The 16,298-nt window shown below is 72.0% G+C and carries 14 protein-coding genes and 1 riboswitch; of the genes, 11 read left to right on the forward strand and 3 right to left on the reverse strand.

Annotation, left to right across the window (positions count from 1 at the left end; genetic code table 11):
- Nucleotides 1–93: 93 nt before the first annotated feature.
- On the reverse strand, nucleotides 94–1,317 hold the full coding sequence (locus ACFWWU_RS31085; protein ID WP_384150383.1) for an MFS transporter: 1,224 nt from the start codon (nucleotides 1,315–1,317) through the stop codon (nucleotides 94–96).
- 104 nt (nucleotides 1,318–1,421) lie between these two features.
- Here ACFWWU_RS31085 and ACFWWU_RS31090 point away from each other — a divergent pair, with 104 nt between their 5' ends.
- Nucleotides 1,422–2,546 (forward strand): ROK family transcriptional regulator, encoded by a 1,125-nt coding sequence (locus ACFWWU_RS31090; RefSeq protein ID WP_384150386.1) that lies wholly within the window; start codon nucleotides 1,422–1,424, stop codon nucleotides 2,544–2,546.
- Between the two features lie 136 nt (nucleotides 2,547–2,682).
- On the opposite strand, the gene ACFWWU_RS31095 is transcribed toward ACFWWU_RS31090, so the two are convergent.
- Nucleotides 2,683–5,064, reverse strand: coding sequence for a chitinase C-terminal domain-containing protein (locus tag ACFWWU_RS31095; protein ID WP_384150389.1), 2,382 nt, complete (start codon nucleotides 5,062–5,064; stop codon nucleotides 2,683–2,685).
- A gap of 274 nt (nucleotides 5,065–5,338) precedes the next feature.
- Nucleotides 5,339–5,468: riboswitch (FMN riboswitch) on the forward strand.
- A 176-nt stretch (nucleotides 5,469–5,644) separates the two neighbouring features.
- Here ACFWWU_RS31095 and ribD point away from each other — a divergent pair.
- The 10 genes from ribD (at nucleotide 5,645) to ACFWWU_RS31145 (ending at nucleotide 14,324) form a co-directional block, all read left to right on the forward strand.
- Entirely contained in the window at nucleotides 5,645–6,718 is a 1,074-nt protein-coding gene (gene ribD, locus ACFWWU_RS31100) for a bifunctional diaminohydroxyphosphoribosylaminopyrimidine deaminase/5-amino-6-(5-phosphoribosylamino)uracil reductase RibD (RefSeq protein WP_384150392.1), read from the forward strand.
- A 2-nt stretch (nucleotides 6,719–6,720) separates the two neighbouring features.
- On the forward strand, nucleotides 6,721–7,329 hold the full coding sequence (locus ACFWWU_RS31105) for a riboflavin synthase (RefSeq protein WP_317593747.1): 609 nt from the start codon (nucleotides 6,721–6,723) through the stop codon (nucleotides 7,327–7,329).
- 44 nt (nucleotides 7,330–7,373) lie between these two features.
- A complete protein-coding gene (locus tag ACFWWU_RS31110; RefSeq protein ID WP_384150545.1) occupies nucleotides 7,374–7,967 on the forward strand; it encodes a nicotinamide riboside transporter PnuC in 594 nt (197 codons plus the stop codon).
- A complete protein-coding gene (locus ACFWWU_RS31115) occupies nucleotides 7,964–9,244 on the forward strand; it encodes a bifunctional 3,4-dihydroxy-2-butanone-4-phosphate synthase/GTP cyclohydrolase II (protein ID WP_384150395.1) in 1,281 nt (426 codons plus the stop codon). Before ACFWWU_RS31110 ends, ACFWWU_RS31115 begins: the two co-directional genes overlap by 4 nt.
- A 51-nt stretch (nucleotides 9,245–9,295) precedes the next feature.
- Nucleotides 9,296–9,781, forward strand: a complete 486-nt coding sequence (ribH, locus tag ACFWWU_RS31120) for a 6,7-dimethyl-8-ribityllumazine synthase (protein WP_024760819.1) — start codon at nucleotides 9,296–9,298, stop codon at nucleotides 9,779–9,781.
- A 35-nt stretch (nucleotides 9,782–9,816) separates the two neighbouring features.
- Entirely contained in the window at nucleotides 9,817–10,089 is a 273-nt protein-coding gene (locus ACFWWU_RS31125; RefSeq protein WP_030551960.1) for a phosphoribosyl-ATP diphosphatase, read from the forward strand.
- 99 nt (nucleotides 10,090–10,188) lie between these two features.
- A complete protein-coding gene (hisG, locus tag ACFWWU_RS31130) occupies nucleotides 10,189–11,037 on the forward strand; it encodes an ATP phosphoribosyltransferase (RefSeq protein WP_189804354.1) in 849 nt (282 codons plus the stop codon).
- A 44-nt stretch (nucleotides 11,038–11,081) separates the two neighbouring features.
- A complete protein-coding gene (locus ACFWWU_RS31135; protein WP_384150400.1) occupies nucleotides 11,082–11,534 on the forward strand; it encodes a PH domain-containing protein in 453 nt (150 codons plus the stop codon).
- Nucleotides 11,535–11,823: 289 nt separating this feature from the next.
- Complete coding sequence (locus ACFWWU_RS31140; protein ID WP_384150403.1) at nucleotides 11,824–13,269, forward strand: hemolysin family protein; 1,446 nt, start codon at nucleotides 11,824–11,826, stop codon at nucleotides 13,267–13,269.
- Entirely contained in the window at nucleotides 13,266–14,324 is a 1,059-nt protein-coding gene (locus ACFWWU_RS31145) for a hemolysin family protein (protein ID WP_384150406.1), read from the forward strand. The genes ACFWWU_RS31140 and ACFWWU_RS31145 overlap by 4 nt, the downstream gene beginning before the upstream one ends.
- Here the strand turns inward: ACFWWU_RS31145 and ACFWWU_RS31150 are convergent.
- On the reverse strand, nucleotides 14,321–16,240 hold the full coding sequence (locus ACFWWU_RS31150) for an AAA family ATPase (protein WP_384150409.1): 1,920 nt from the start codon (nucleotides 16,238–16,240) through the stop codon (nucleotides 14,321–14,323). The genes ACFWWU_RS31145 and ACFWWU_RS31150 overlap by 4 nt on opposite strands.
- Nucleotides 16,241–16,298 lie beyond the last annotated feature (58 nt).

Here is a 16,298-nt window from a genome sequence, read left to right on the forward strand (position 1 = left end):
CGAGGTTCCGGCGGCCGTGTCGTGACCGCAAAAGATCAGCCACATGGTATGCGCCACGGCCTGCCGGAACCGTTCCCCGCCGTGCGACCGCCGTTACGCGACCGGGCCGGAGCTCTTCGCCGGGGCACCGTCCGCCCTGGCCGACGCCGCCGTCGCGCGCGCACCGGGCCTGAGCACGCCCGCGCCGAGCACAAGACCCAGAGCCAGCAGGGTGACCAGGCCGAAGGAGAAGACGAGCGAGGTCGCGTCGGCGATGCCGCCGATGGCCGAGGGGGCGATGAGGCCCGAGGTGTACGTGATGGTGGCGACGCCCGCGATGGCCTGGCTCGGGTTCGGGCCGCTGCGGGCCGCGGCGGCGAAGGCGAGCGGGACGACGACCGCGACGCCGAGGCCGATGAGCCCGAAACCGGCCAACGCGACGGCGGCGTGCGGGGCGAGGACGACCATGAGCCCGCCGACGGTGGCGACGGCGCCCCCGACCCGTACCGTACGGACCGCGCCGAAGCGGTCCACGACGCGGTCGCCGACCAGCCGGGCCACGGCCATCGTCAGCGCGAAGGCGGTCGTCGAGGCGGCCGCGAGCCCGGCCGAGCTGCCCAGCTCGTCCCGGAGGTAGACAGCCGACCAGTCGAGGCTGGCGCCCTCCGCGAACACTCCGCAGAAGCCGATCGCGCCGATGACCAGCGCGGACTTCGGCGGCAGGGAGAACCGCGGCGGAGCCTCCTCGTCCGCGGTGCCGACCACGTCCAGGACGCCCTGGCAGAAGACCAGGCCGAGCGCGGTGAGGGTCAGGGCAGCGATCAGGTGGTGGATCCGGGCGTCGCCGCCGAGGTGGGCGGCGACCGTGCCGGCGGCCGAGCCGAGCAGCGCGCCCACGCTCCACATGCCGTGCAGGCTCGACATGATGGACTTGCCGAGCCGGTTCTCGGTCTCGACGCCCAGCGCGTTCATCGCGACGTCGGACATGCCCGCCGTCGCGCCGTACACGAACAGCACGCCGCACAGCCCCCAGACGTTCGGCGCCAGCGAGGGCAGCGTCAGGGACAGCGTCCACAGGGCGAGGAGGCCGCGCAGGGCCGTGCGGGCGCCGAAGCGGTGGCTGATGGCACCGGCCAGTGGCATCGCGAGGGAGGCGCCGAGCGCGGGGAAGGCGAGTGCGAGCCCGAGCTGTCCGGCGCTGACGCCCGCGTGCTCCTGGATCCACGGAATGCGGGTCGCGAAGCTGCCGGTCACCGCGCCGTGGACGCAGAAGACCGCGGCGACGGCGAAGCGTGCCCGCCGCAGTCGCTCGGTGCTGAAGACGGTCTCCGCCGCCATGTGCCCTCCCTGAGTCGTGGTGTGGCGGTAAACTATCAGGGACCCTGCCTGATAAATAGTCCGCAGGGGAGTCCGCACGGATTCGAGTCTGAGAGGATCGCCGCATGGCCGCATCCCCGAGCACCGCACGAGCCATCAACGACCGGCTCGCCCTGCGACTGCTCCAGGACGAGGGCCCGTTGACGGCCACTCAGCTCAAGACGCTCACCGGACTCTCCCGCCCGACCGTCGCCGACCTCGTCGAGCGACTCCAGGAGTCCGGGCTCGTCCATGTCGTCGGTGAGTCCGGGGCGGAGCGTCGCGGTCCCAACGCCAAGCTGTACGGCATCGTGGCCGACCGCGCGTACCTCGCCGCGCTCGACGTGCGGACCCGCTCCGTCTCCGTGACCGTCTCCGACCTCCTCGGCGTCACCCTGGCCGAGGCCTCCGCGCCCGTCGGCGACGACGGCGGCACGGGCCCGGCCGTGGAGAAGGCGGTCACGCTCCTGGAGCGCACCGCGAAGGAGGCCGGCGTCGACCGGCTGCACACCGTGGCCGTCGGCGCCCCCGGGCTCATCGACCCGGCCACCGGCGAGCTGCGCGACTCCGCGAAACTGCCCGCCTGGCACCGCCGCCTGGTCGCCGTCCTCCAGGAACGGCTGCCCGCCCGCGTCCTCGTCGAGAACGAGACCAACCTCGCCGCCGTCGCCGAGCTCCGCGAGGGCGCCGCCCGCACCCGCGACGACTTCGTGCTGCTCTGGCTCGGCCAGGGCGTCGGCGCCGCCGTCGTCCTGGACGGACGGCTGCGCCGCGGGGCCTCGGGCGGCGCCGGCGAGATCGGCTTCCTGCCCGTGCCGGGCACCTCCGGGCTCCCTTCGGCCACCGGCTGTGACGGCGGCTTCCACGAGCTGGCCTGCACCGCAGCGGTCGAGGCCCTGGCCGTCGAGCACGGCCTCGACCCGCGGACCGCGCTCGGCTCGGGACACGGCCCCTTCCTCGACGCCCTCGCCCACCGTCTGGCCGTCGGCACGGCGGCGGTCGCCGCCGTCCTGGACCCCGGCTGCGTGGTCCTCGGGGGCGAGACCGGCCACCAGGGCGGCGCGGGGCTCGCGGCCCGGGTGGAGGCCGAGGCCGCGCGGCTCTCCCCGCTCCGTACGGAGGTCCGACCCACGCTCCTCGGGGACACGGCCGTCCTCCGCGGCGCCCTCCTCCTCGCCAGGGACGCGGCCCAGGACGAGCTGTTCCCGTAGCAGGCGCAGGCGCCCCGGAACGCGCCGGCGCCGCGCCCCGGACAGGGGGGCGCGGCGCGGTGGGAGCCCGGCGGCGGCCAAGGGCCGTGAGAGTCCGCCGCCGGGGGTCTTTCGGAGGGGTGCGTCAGTCGGCGCTTCAGCAGGCGCCGAGGTCCTTCCAGACGCCCCAGTCGCCGGTCGTGCCCGGCGTCTCGTTCTGGGTCCACCACTGGGCCTTGTACTTGCGGCCGTTGTGGGAGACCTCGTTGCCCGCGTTGTAGACCGTGCCGGCCACGTACGCCGGGACCGTGCCGCAGCCCGTGGGCGGCGTCGTCGGAGGCGTGGTCGGGGGAGTGGTCGGAGGCGTCGTCGGGGGCGTGGTCGGCGGGGTGGTGGGAGGCGTGGTCGGCGGCGTGGTGGAGCCGGGCTCCACGACCGTCGTGCCGCGCGCCAGGTCACCGGCGAGGGCGTACGTCGTGCCGTTGATGTTCACCGTCCAGTTGGAGGGGGTGGACACCGGCAGGTAGTAGTTGAACGACAGGTCGACCGAGGCGCCCGGGGCCAGCGACTGCCAGGCCGGGAGCTTCAGGGAGACGCGGTGGAAGTCGCCCTTCAGACCGCCCACGTTGCCGCCCGTGTGGTCGCTGCTGATGACCTTCGTGCCGAAGCCCGACTGGTCCGAGGCGTTGCTCGGCGCCGAGGTGCCGTAGTCGAACTGGAACTCGGTACCGCCCGGCAGCGCCGTCGCCGTGTTGTTGGTGATCTTGATCTTCGGGGTGATCGGGTAGTTCGAGTCGCCCAGCTTGAACTCGGTGAACCGGGTGTCGATGTTCACGGCCTGGGTCGGCAGCGCCTTGTTGGACTTCTTCGCGCCGTACGGAGTGGCCGCCTTGAACTTGTCGTACATCAGCGAGGTGAGCGTGGAGCCCATCTCGTACTGGCCCTTGGCGGCGTTCCAGGCGTAGTCGCCGGCCATCTCCCAGACCATGGTGCCGCCGATGCCGCGGTCGACCACGTAGTCGGCCTTGGCGGCCACGGACTGCTCGTCCTCGGTGGAGAGGAAGACCTTCTTCTCGGCGTTCCACAGCCACGGCGCGACCAGGGTCGAGTCGTACTTGCGGGCGTAGGTGCCGGTCAGGGTGGTGTTCGCCGGGAAGCCGTACTGGGTGACGTAGTCGCCGACGATCCCCTTCTCGAGGTTCTTGGCGTGCCACATCGGGTTGGAGCCGGCGGGCGACTCCTTGCCCGCGGTGTCCTTGTCGTGCCACAGGTTGTCGATGCCGACGGCACCGTCACCGCACTTGGTCAGACCGGCGCCGGCCGGGCAGGTGGACGCGGAGGCCTTGCCCCACAGGCCGTCGGTGCCGCCCTGGACGTTCTTGTGGCCGCGGGTGTAGTAGGGCAGGCCGATGTTGATGCGGCCGGCCGGCATCGAGCCGCGGAAGTAGTGGTAGGCCCAGTCGGTGTTGAGGTACCCGATGTTGCCGTACTGCGCCGAGCCGTAGACGTTGGCGGCGGCGAGCTCGCCGTCCTTGCCGTCGTCGAAGAGCGAGGCGTTGGGGCCGACGTACTCGTTCCAGGCGCCGTGCAGGTCGTAGGACATGATGTTGACGTAGTCCAGATACTTCTGCATCTGGAAGGTCTCCATGCCGCGCAGCAGGTAGCCGGAGGAGGGGGCGGCGACGGTCAGCATGTAGTGCTTGCCGTCGGCGGCGCCGGCCGCGTCCAGCTTCTCGCGCAGGGACTTCATGAGGGCCGCGTAGCCCTGCACGAGCCCGGCGCGGCGCGCGTTCGCGAGCTGCCAGTCGAGCGGGTTGCCGGCGTCCTTCATCGTCGTCGGGTACTCGTAGTCGATGTCGACGCCGTTGAACCCGTACGTGCGGATGAAGTCGACGGACGAGGCCGCGAAGGTGTCGATCCCGGCCTGGTTGACCGAACCGTCGGCGTTGGTGGCCATCGAGTAGAAGCCGCCGGAGTTCACCCGGTCGCCGTTGTCCGCGAAGTAGCCGCCGGTCTCCGCCCAGCCGCCGACCGAGATCAGCGTCTTGACGTTCGGGTGCTGCTTCTTGAACTTGTTGAGCAGGTTGAAGTGCCCCTTGTACTTGTACGCCGGGTCCATCTCGGCGCCCGCGACACCGGGCCAGGTCATCCCGGTGGCCGCGTTGTTCGGGCCGTCCGTGCCCACGGAGAGCTTGTTGTCGCTCCCGATGTGCCCGAAGGCGTAGTTGATGTGGGTGATCTTCTCCCACGGGATGTCCTTGGCGAGGTACGCGGGCTCGCCGTTCTTGCCGGTGCGCCAGCCGGTGAAGTAGCCGATGACCCGGCGCTGGTGGTCCGCGCCCATCTTCTCGCGGCCCTCGGCGTCGTAGACCGAGCAGTACGGGACGTCGACGCCCGGGGTCTTGTAGAGCCCGTCGGGGCGACAGCTCTCGTTGTCGGCCGCGTACGAGACGCCGCCGGAAAGCGAGCTGAGCAGCAGACCGGCGACGGCCGCGCCGGAAGCGAGCAGCGAGGCTCTCTTCGTGATGGGGGACAACACGGTCGGTCCTCCTGGGGTGGGGGTCCCCCCACGCCCTCGGGGCGTAGGGGGAGTGAAAAACACAACGAACAAGGGGGTGGGTCGTGTTGGGCCCGGGGAGTGCGCACACCGTCGGACCGGTACCTCGGAGGTGACACGGAGATTAAGAGGACTAGACCAGTGCGTCAATAGGTCTGGACCATAGAAGGCAGGATTGGGTTCGTGTGAGCCAGGCCACACGTCCTCGCCGGTATGGCCGGTCACCGGCCGTGGCACACTGGCCCTGTATCAGCAGCAGCGCACTCCGGGGTCGGTGTAATTCCGAACCGGCGGTATAGTCCGCGACCCGTCCGCAGCCAGCGGCCGGTTGACCAGGTGAAACTCCTGGACCGACGGTGAAAGTCCGGATGGGAGGCAGTGCGCGGCGGGCGACCCCTTTCCAGGGGTGTGTCAGCCGTACGTCCGCTGGTCGCCGTGTCGCAACCGATTCGGCGTACCCGGAGGACCGCGGCCTCGGCGCACCCTGCGCGAGGCGTCCTTCCCGCTCTCTGTCGTCATCGACAGGCCCCGGAGTCCGTGCCCGAAGAGGCAGGAGGACCCGGTGGCCCAGCAGGCCGACATCACCGCCATGCGACGCGCCGTCGAGCTCGCCGCACGCGGACTCGGCGCCACCAGCCCCAATCCCGTCGTCGGCTGCGTCGTCACCGACGCCTCCGGACACCCGGTCGGCGAGGGCTGGCACCAGCGCGCCGGCGGCCCGCACGCCGAGGTCCACGCCCTGCGCGAGGCCGGCGTCCTGGCCCGCGGCGGCACCGCGTACGTCACCCTCGAACCCTGCAACCACACCGGACGCACCGGCCCCTGCGCCCAGGCCCTGATCGAGGCCGGGGTCAGCCGGGTCGTGTACGCGGTCGGCGACCCGAACCCGCAGGCCACAGGCGGCGCCGACACCCTGCGCGCCGCGGGCGTCGAGGTCACGGGCGGCCTCCTGGAGGACGAAGCCGAGACGGTCAACATCGCCTGGCTCACCTCCGTACGCCGCCAGAGGCCCTTCGTCCGGTGGAAGTACGCCGCCACCCTCGACGGCCGGATCGCCGCCGCCGACGGCACCTCCCGCTGGATCACCTCCGCCGAGTCCCGCGCCGACGTCCACCGGCTGCGCGCCGAGTCCGACGCCGTCGTCGTCGGCTCCGGCACCGCCCGCGCCGACGACCCCCATCTGGCCGTACGCGGCATCGAGGACGCCGTGCAGCCGCTGCGGGTCGTCGTCGACACCGAGGCGACCGCCGTGAAGCCCGGCGCCCGGGTCCTCGATGACGCGGCCCCCACCCTGATCGCGATCGCCGAGGACGCCGAGACCGGCCTGCCCGACGTCGTACGCCTCCCCAGGGCCGGGCGCGGCCTGTCCGTACCCGCCCTCCTGGACGCCCTGCACGAGCGCGGCGTCCGCTCCGTCCTCCTCGAAGGCGGCCCCACCCTCGCGGGCGCCTTCGTCGCCGCGGGCGCCGTCGACCAGGTCGTCGGCTACCTCGCCCCGGTCCTCCTCGGCGCGGGCCCGCACGCCCTCGCCGACGCGGGAATCGGCACCCTCACCGAAGCGTTGCGGCTCGACGTCACCGAGACCGTGCGCATCGGCCCCGACCTCCGTATCACCGCCACCCCCAAGGAGCGCTGACCGTGTTCACCGGAATCGTCGAAGAACTGGGCGAGGTCGTCGCCGTCGAGCAGCTGGAGGACGCCTCCCGCTTCCGACTGCGCGGCCCCCTGGTCACGGAAGGCGCCCAGCACGGCGACTCCATCGCCGTCAACGGTGTCTGTCTCACGGTCGTCGAGTTCGGCGACGGCGAGTTCACCGCCGACGTCATGGCCGAGACCCTCAAGCGGTCCAGTCTCGGCGCCCTCGAAGCCGGCTCCCGGGTCAACCTGGAGCGGCCGATGGCCGTGGGCGACCGCCTCGGCGGCCACATCGTCCAGGGACACGTCGACGGCACCGGCACGATCCTCGACCGGACCCCGTCCGAGCACTGGGAGCTCGTCAAGGTCGGCCTGCCCGCCCACCTCTCGCGCTACGTCGTCGAGAAGGGCTCGATCACGGTCGACGGCGTCAGCCTCACCGTGGTCGAGGTCGCCGACGACTGGTTCACCATCAGCCTCATCCCCACCACCCTCGCCCTGACCACGCTCGGCATCAAGAAGAGCGGCGACCCGGTCAACCTGGAAGTGGACGTCATCGCCAAGTACGTCGAGCGACTGCTCGGCCCTAACGCCCTGGAGAACGGCAAGTGAACTGGCTCAACTCCGAGGCGTTCACCGTCCTCGACCAGCACATCATGTGGTCCGACATGATCGGCAACACGATCGGTCTGATCGCCCTCGCCCTCGGCTGGCGGCGTTCCATACTCACCTGGCCCGCCCAGCTGCTCTCCGGCCTGATCCTCGTCGGCGCCTACGCCTCCGCCCACCTCTCCGGCGGCGTCGGCAAGCAGCTCCTGGTCATCGGCGTCGCCGCCTGGGGCTGGTGGCAGTGGAACCGTGGCAGGCAGCGGGCCCAGGACGGCTCCATCGCCGTCCGCTTCGCCACCTGGAAGGAGCGCGGCCTGCTCCTCGCGGGCGCGGTCGTCGGCACCCTCGCCGTCGGCGGGCTCTTCACCCTCTACCCGTCGCTCTCCTGGAGCCCGTGGGCCGACGCGTACATCTTCGTCGGCACGCTCGTCGCGATGATCGCCCAGGCCCGCGGCCTCGTCGAGTTCTGGTTCGCCTGGCTCCTCGTCGACCTCGTCGGCGTCCCCCTCGCCTTCAACAGCGGCCTCGCCTTCTCCGGCCTGGTCTACGTCATCTACTTCGCCCTCGTCATCTGGGGCATGCGCGACTGGTGGCTCCGGACGCGCACGACCTCCGCCGCTCTGGAAGGAGCCCACGCATGAGCGCCGCCCTTCCCCTCTGGGACGCCACCGAACTGGCCCTCGACCCCGTCGAGCAGGCCATCCGCGACATCGCCGCCGGGCGCCCCGTCGTCGTCGTCGACGACGAGGACCGCGAGAACGAGGGTGACCTCGTCATCGCCGCCGAGAAGGCGACCCCCGAGATCGTCGCCTTCATGATGAGCGAGTGCCGCGGCCTGATCTGCGCGCCCATGGAGGACGAGGAGCTGGAGCGCCTCCAGCTCCCCCAGATGGTCGAGCACAACACCGAGTCGATGCGGACGGCCTTCACCGTCTCCGTCGACGCGTCCCCCGCGCACGGCGTCACCACCGGCATCTCCGCCGCCGACCGCGCCACCACGCTGCGGATGCTGGCGAGCGGCAACCACGAGCCGTCCGACTTCGTCCGCCCCGGGCACGTCTTCCCGCTGCGCGCCAAGGCCGGCGGCGTCCTCGCCCGCAACGGCCACACCGAGGCCGCCGTCGACCTCGCCCGCCTCGCGGGCCTCCGCCCGGCCGGCGCGATCGTCGAGATCGCCGGCGAGGACGGCGTCATGCTGCGCCTGCCGGAGCTGGTCCCCTTCGCCCGCAAGCACGGCCTCACGATCATCTCCATCGAGGACCTGATCGCCTACCGGCGCTCCGCCGAGCCGACCGTCCGCCGCGAGGCCGAGGTCCGGCTCCCCACCGCGCACGGCGACTTCACCGCGTACGGCTACCGCTCCACCGTCGACGGCGTCGAGCACGTCGCCCTGGTCCACGGCGAGATCGGCGACGGCGAGGACCTGCTCGTCCGGGTCCACTCCGAGTGCCTGACCGGCGACATCTTCCACTCGCTGCGCTGCGACTGCGGCCCCCAGCTCCAGGCCTCCATGGACCGCATCCAGGAGGCCGGCCGCGGCGTCGTCGTCTACCTGCGGGGCCACGAGGGCCGCGGAATCGGCCTGCTCTCCAAGCTCCGCGCGTATGAGCTCCAGGAGCAGGGCCGCGACACCCTCGACGCCAACCTGGAGCTCGGGCTGCCCGCCGACGCCCGCGACTACGCGGCCGGCGCCCAGATCCTCGTCGACCTCGGCGTCCGCGGCCTGCGTCTGATGACCAACAACCCCGACAAGATCGAGGCCCTCACCCGGTACGGCCTCAGGGTCGAGGGCCGCGAGCCCATGCCGGTCCAGGCGGGCGAGCACAACCTCCGCTACCTGCGCACCAAGCGGGACCGGATGGGCCACGACCTGCCCTGGCTGGACGGCTCCCCGGCCTCCACCTGCGGCAACCAGTAATCCCCACCTTTCGTACGTTCAAGGTTCAAGGTTCAAGGTTCAAGGAGAGACATGAGCGGCAAGGGCGCACCCGTCCTCAGCGTGAAGAACTGCGGCGACCTGCGGGTCGCGGTCATCGCGGCCCAGTGGCACGAGAAGATCATGGACGGCCTCGTCGACGGCGCCCTGCGCGCCCTGAGCGAGCTCGGCATCGACGAGCCGACGCTGCTGCGCGTCCCCGGCAGCTTCGAGCTCCCGGTCGTGGCGAAGGTCCTCGCCGGGCGCGGCTACGATGCCATCGTCGCGCTCGGAGTCGTCATCCGCGGCGGAACCCCGCACTTCGAGTACGTGTGCCAGGGCGTGACCCACGGCCTCACCCAGGTCTCGATCGACACCGGCGTACCCGTCGGATTCGGCGTCCTCACCGTCGACAACGAAGAGCAGGCCCTCGACCGGGCCGGCCTCGAAGGCTCCTCCGAGGACAAGGGCCACGAAGCGGTCACCGCCGCCGTCGCCACCGCCACCACGCTGCGCACGGTCAGCGAACCCTGGCGCTGAGTGGCGCATCCGCACCCCGTACCCTTAGGACCATCATGGCGAACAAAACCTTCGAAGAGCTCTTCGCCGAGCTCAAGCTCAAGGCCGAGACCGGCGACCCGGCCACCTCCCGCACCGCGGAACTGGTGGACAAGGGCGTCCATGCCATCGGCAAGAAGGTCGTCGAGGAGGCCGCCGAGGTGTGGATGGCCGCCGAGTACGAGGGCAAGGAAGCGGCCGCCGAGGAGATCTCGCAGCTGCTGTACCACGTCCAGGTGATGATGGTCGCCCGCGGGATCTCGCTCGACGACGTCTACGCCCACCTCTGAGCACGACCCCTGAGTACGACCCCTGAGCACGACCTCTGAGCACGATCAGCTCGGTCAGTTCGGTCTCCCCACCACTCCCAGGCAAAGGAAGCTCACCCCATGCTGCGCATCGCCGTTCCCAACAAGGGTTCCCTCTCCGGACCTGCGTCGGCAATGCTCCATGAGGCCGGCTACCGGCAGCGCAAGGAGTCCAAGGAGCTCGTCGTCATCGACCCCGACAACGAGGTCGAGTTCTTCTACCTGCGGCCGAAGGACATCGCGATCTACGTCGCCTCCGGGAAGCTGGACATCGGCATCACCGGCCGTGACCTGCTCCTGGACTCCGGAGCCAGCGCCGAGGAGATCCTCGCGCTGAACTTCGGCCGCTCCACCTTCCGCTACGCCACCCGGCCCGGCACCGCGAACGGCCCGGAGGACTTCGGTGGCATGACCATCGCGACCTCCTACGAGGGCATCGTCGCCAAGCACCTCGCCGACCAGGGGATCGACGCCTCCGTCGTCCACCTGGACGGCGCGGTCGAGACCGCGATCCAGCTGGGCGTCGCCCAGGTCATCGCGGACGTCGTGGAGACCGGCACCAGCCTGCGCAACGCCGGACTCGAGGTCATCGGCGAGCCGATCCTCACCTCCGAGGCCGTCGTCGTCCGCCGCCACGGCGCCACGGACGACCACCCGCAGGTGCAGCAGTTCCTGCGCCGCCTCCAGGGCGTCCTCGTCGCCCGCTCGTACGTGATGATGGACTACGACTGCCGCGCCGAGCACCTGGAGCAGGCCGTCGCCCTCACCCCGGGCCTCGAGTCGCCGACCGTCTCCCCGCTGCACAACGAAGGCTGGGTCGCCGTCCGCGCGATGGTCCCCGCCAAGGAGGCGCAGCGGATCATGGACGACCTGTACGAGATCGGCGCGCGCGCCATCCTCACCACCGCCATCCACGCCTGCCGCCTCTGACCGCGGCCCGGCCCGTACGTCCCCCGAGGCACGGAGGAACCCCGATGTCCCAGTCACCGCTGCCCGCCCTCCCGGTCACCTTCCGGCCGGGGCGCACCCGGGCCGTCCTGCTGACCGTGGGAACCGTGATGTTCGTGGTCATCACGGTCGTCGCCCTGATGCTGGAGCGGCTGGGACCGGGGGAGCGCGTCAGCTTCGTCTTCACCGCCGCGCTGCTCTTCGGGGTCCTGATCATGCTGAGCCGCCCGAAGGTCGTCGCCGACGACGAGGGCGTCACGGTCGTCAACATCACCCGGACCCGGCGGCTCGCCTGGGCGGAGATCCTCAAGGTCAACCTCCGCCCCGGCGACCCGTGGGTGTTCCTGGACCTGAGCGACGGCACCAGCCTGCCCGCGCTCGGCATCCAGCCGGGCATCGCCAAGGAAGCGGCGATCCGGGACGCCCGCGCCCTGCGGGCCCTGGCCGAGAGCCGCGGGACGGTCGCGGAGCGGGTCTGAGCCCCGGCCCCCGGCGAACGGACGGTCGATCGTACGGCCGAACGGTCGGCGAACGGATCCCGGGCGGGAGAACCCGGATCCGTCCCCCATCCGGGGCCGACCCCCTGCCCTGGGGGGCGTTCGCGTGACTACTCTGGAGGCGGTGGTGCCGAGCGGCACCACCGCCTCGCGTGTGCAGGGCCGCAGCCGCGGCCCGCGGGGCCACCCTTCGACCCGAGGAGTGACTCCCTCCAGCAATGGACGGATCGTCCGGTAGTACTTGCGCCGCCCCCTCCCAGGAGGTGGCGGCATGATCGTCTCCCTCCTGCTGCTCGCCGCGGCCTTTCTCCTGATTCTCGCCAACGGCTTCTTCGTGGCCGCCGAGTTCGGTCTCGTGACCGTCGAGCGCGCCGAGGCCGAGCGGGCCGCGGCCGCCGGCGACCGGCGCGCCCGCACCGTCGTCACCGCGCTGCGCGAGCTGTCCTTCCAGCTCTCCGGCACCCAGCTCGGCATCACGATCACCTCGCTTGTCGTCGGCATGCTCGCGCAGCCCGCGCTCGCCGGGCTGCTGAGCGGGCCACTCACCGCGACCGGCCTGCCCGAGGGGGCCGTCTCCGGGGTCGCGGTGGTGATCGGGATGCTGCTCGCCTCCGCCGTCCAGATGGTGGTCGGCGAGCTCGTACCGAAGAACTGGGCGGTCTCCCGGCCGCTCCAGGTGGCCCGCTTCGTCGCCACCCCGCAGCGCCGCTTCTCCGCGCTCTTCCGGCCGGTGATCGCCCTGCTCAACCGGGTCGCCAACCGGCTGGTCCGGCTCCTGGGCGTCGAGCCCACCGAGGAGCTGGACTCCGTCCGCACCCCCGGCGAGCTCGTCTCACTCGCCCGGCACTCGGCCCTGGCCGGCGCGCTCGAACAGGACACCGCCGACCTCTTCGTCCGCACTCTCTCCCTCGGCGGCCTCACCGCCGAGCAGGTCATGACCCCGCGGGTGAAGGTGAGCGCCCTCCAGTGGGATGCCACCGCGGCCGACGTCCTCAACCTCACCCGGGCCACCGGCCTCTCGCGCTTCCCCGTCTACCGCGACCGCATCGATGAGATCGTCGGCATGGTCCACCTCAAGGACGCGCTCGCCGTCGCGCCGCACGCCCGGCTTCGCACCCGTGTCGGCCGGATCGCGGTCCCGCCGCTCCTCGTCCCCGAGACGCTGCCCGCCCAGGCCCTCCTGGAGCGGCTGCGCAGGGAGCAGCCGATCGCGGTCGTCGTCGACGAGTACGGCGGTACGGCCGGCGTCGTCACCCTGGAGGACATCGTCGAGGAGCTCGTCGGCGAGGTGCGCGACGAGCACGACACCGTCGCCGACGGACGCCCCGAGCTGGCCGCCGCGCCCGCCGAGGACGGTCGGCCCGCCTGGGAGGCCGACGGCTCCTGCCGGGTCCACACCCTGCGCCGGATAGGCCTCGACGTGCCCGACGGGCCGTACGAGACCGTGGCCGGGCTCGTCGCCGACCTCCTCGGGCGCATCCCCGCGCCCGGCGACCGCGCCGAGCTCCCCGGCTGGCGGCTCTCGGTGCGCCAGGTCGACCGCTACCGGGCCGGCCGCGTCCGGCTCGTGCGGACCTGCCCGGACCCGGACCCCGGCTCGGGCTCGGGCCTCGTAGGGAGCTCGGGCCTGGAACCGGGCCACCCGGGCTCGGAGCCGTACGCCGATCCGGTCGCGGTGGACTCCGCCGCCCCGCTCGTCGCGGAGGGCGTCCGATGAGCACGCTCCAGCTGCTGTTCGCCGTCGTCCTGGTGCTGGCCAACGGCTTCTTCGTCGGTGCCGAGTTCGCGCTCGTCTCCGTCCGCCGCAGCCAGATCGAACCGCTCGCCGGCGTCCGCGCCCAGAAGGTCCTGCACGGTCTGGAGAACCTGCCGCAGATGATGGCGGCCGCGCAGTTCGGCATCACCGTCTGCTCGCTGACCCTCGGAGCCGTCGCCGAACCGACCGTGGCCCGTCTCCTCGAACCGGTCTTCCACACGGTCGGGGTCCCGGAGGGCCTGATCCACCCGCTCGGTTACGTCATCGCCCTCGCCGCGGTCGTCTTCCTCCACCTCGTCATCGGCGAGATGGTCCCGAAGAACCTGGCGATGGCCGCGCCCGAGCGGACCGCGCTCTGGCTCGCCCCGGCGCTGGTCGGCTTCGCCCGGCTCTGCCGGCCGGTGACCGTCGCGCTGGGCGCCTGCGCCCGGCTCGTCCTGCGGGCCTTCAAGGTCGAGCCGAAGGACGAGGTGGAGGCGGTCTTCACCCGGACGCAGCTCGGCCGGCTCGTCGAGGACGCGGGACAGGCCGGGCTGCTCGACCCGGCCGAGCAGGAACGTCTGGAGGACGCCCTCGAACTGGGCAGCCGCCCGGTGACGGACGTCCTCATCACCCCGGCCTCCCTGGTGACGGTCCCGCCGTCCGTCACCCCTCGCGAGATCGAGGAGCTGACCGTACGGACCGGCTACTCGCGCTTCCCGGTCCGCGCCGAGGCGCGCGGCACCTTCATGGGCTTCGTGCACGTGAAGGACGTCCTCGACCTGGAGGAGCGGGAGCGGGCCGTGCCGCACCAGCTGTGGCGGCCGATGGCGATGCTCCGCGCCGAGCTGCCGCTCGACGACGCCCTCACCGTGATGCGCCGCGCCGCCACCCATCTGGCGCAGGTCACTGACGGCTCGGGCCGGGTCCTCGGCCTGGTCACACTGGAGGACGTCCTGGAGATGCTGGTGGGAGAGGTCCGGGACCCCGCCCACCGTGGCATACCGGCCCCCGCGCCGGCGCCCGCCTCCGTCTAGTACGTCGGGGGATCCTGCTGGGGGCCGCGGTCGATCGGACCGCGGCCCGACAGGACCTCGCCGTACGCCTGCATCAGGTCGGCGAGCCGGAGGGTGGCGAGGTCGTCCCGGGTCAGGGTGCCGGGGTAGCCGGAGAGCCGCAGGTCCCGGTAGGCGCAGGACTTCTCGTACAGGGTGCGCAGGAAGCGGCCGTTGCCCAGCTCGTCGATCCAGCCCTGCTCGACCACGTGCCCGCTGATCGCGCGGAGCTCCTCCCGGGCCTCGTCGTCCCAGCCGTCGCCGTTGGCCGCCGCCAGGACCTCGCCGATCGCGGTGAGTTCGAGCGGTCGGTACGAGGGGAAGTCGACCCGCGTGGTGAAGCGCGAGGACAGACCGGGGTTGGTGCCGAGCAGCCGGTCCATGCCCTCCGGATAGCCCGCCAGGATGACCACCAGGTGATCGCGGTTGTCCTCGGCCCGCTTCAGGAGGACCTGGAGGGCCTCGTCGCCGTACGCGTCGCCCTTGCTGTAGCCCGTGTTGGAGAGCGCGTACGCCTCGTCGACGAAGAGCACCCCGCCGAGCGCCGAGTCGATGAGCTCATTGGCCTTGACCGCCGTCTGGCCGAGGAACTCGCCGACGAGGTCGGCCCGCTGGGCCTCCACGAGGTGGTCGCCGCCGAGGAGCCCGAGGGCGTAGAAGACCCGGCCCAGGATCCGGGCGACCGTGGTCTTCCCGGTGCCGGAGGGACCGGAGAAGACGAAGTGGCGCTTGGGCGGCTGGACCGGGAGCCCTTGGCCGGCGCGCAGCCGCGCCATTTCCAGCTGCGCGGAGAGCGCCTTGACCTGGCGTTTCACCGGATCGAGCCCGACCATGCCCTCCAGCTCGGCGAGCGCCTCCGCGAGCAGGACGGGATCGGTGGGCCCGGCGGGGAAGCGCGGCGGCCCCGGCTGCGAGGGCAGCGGCGTCTTCTGCCGTACGGTCTCGGGCGGGGTGACGGGAGCGATCGGTGGTACGGGTTCGGGCGCGAGCCGCAGCCCGTCGCCCAGCGCCCCGGCGTCGGGGTCGGCGGCCGGGACGGTCTCCACCGTCTCCTGGCCGAGGCCGCCGCCGACGGTGCCGAGCGCGACCGTCGCGAGCCCGGACGGGTCGTCCACGCCGTCGTACCCCTCGAAGCCGTCGTACTCCGCGATGGCCGCCAGCCGGGCGGCCGTGTCCATGAACGCCGGGTCGATCCGGTGCACGGCCCGGTAGAGGGGCAGGGCCGCGGCGCTGCGCCCGGTGCCCTCGTGGGCGCGGGCCAGCCAGTAGCGCAGCTCCTTGCGCTGCGGCTGCTCGCTGCGGCAGCGCATCAGCGAGGCCGAGAGCAGCGGCTCGGCCTGGCCGTACATCTCCAGGCGGACCCGGGCCATGCCGCCGAAGAGCCCCGCCTCGATGCCGAGCAGCGGGTCGTCGACGAGGGTCTCCGTATGGCGGACGAGCTGGTCCCAGTCCTTGACGAGATAGGCGCGGCAGGCGTGCAGGAAGCGGACCTGCGGGTCGGTGTCGACCGGGGGGAGCCCGGCGAGGGCCCGGTCCAGCTCCGGTACGTGGCGTCCGTCGAGCCAGTGGGAGGCGTGGGCGAGCAGGAGGTCGCGCGGGCTCTCCAGGACGGGCTGGACCCACCAGCCCAGCCAGTACCAGGAGTTCAGCGTGCGGCGGTGCCGGGTGCGCTGCTCGCCGAACCGATCCCGATTGCGGTACATGCGCAGTAACGCGGTCGTGGTGTCGACCCGGAGCGCGTGCAGCCCGAGCCAGGCGTCCGCCATCCCGGGGTCGATCCGTACCGCCGTCCGGAACTCGTCCTCCGCCTGCGGATAGGCGCCCATCGTGTAGGCGTCGACTCCGCGCAGCCAGGCGAGCTCGGCGGGGGCCAGTGAGCCCTGCGTGCCGATGTCCATCGGGTCCCCCACAACCGTCTTCGCATGGACGGGATTTGACCGCACCGGGGGCATCGTA

It is taken from the genome of Streptomyces sp. NPDC058650 (genome assembly GCF_042717315.1).
GTDB lineage: Bacteria > Actinomycetota > Actinomycetes > Streptomycetales > Streptomycetaceae > Streptomyces.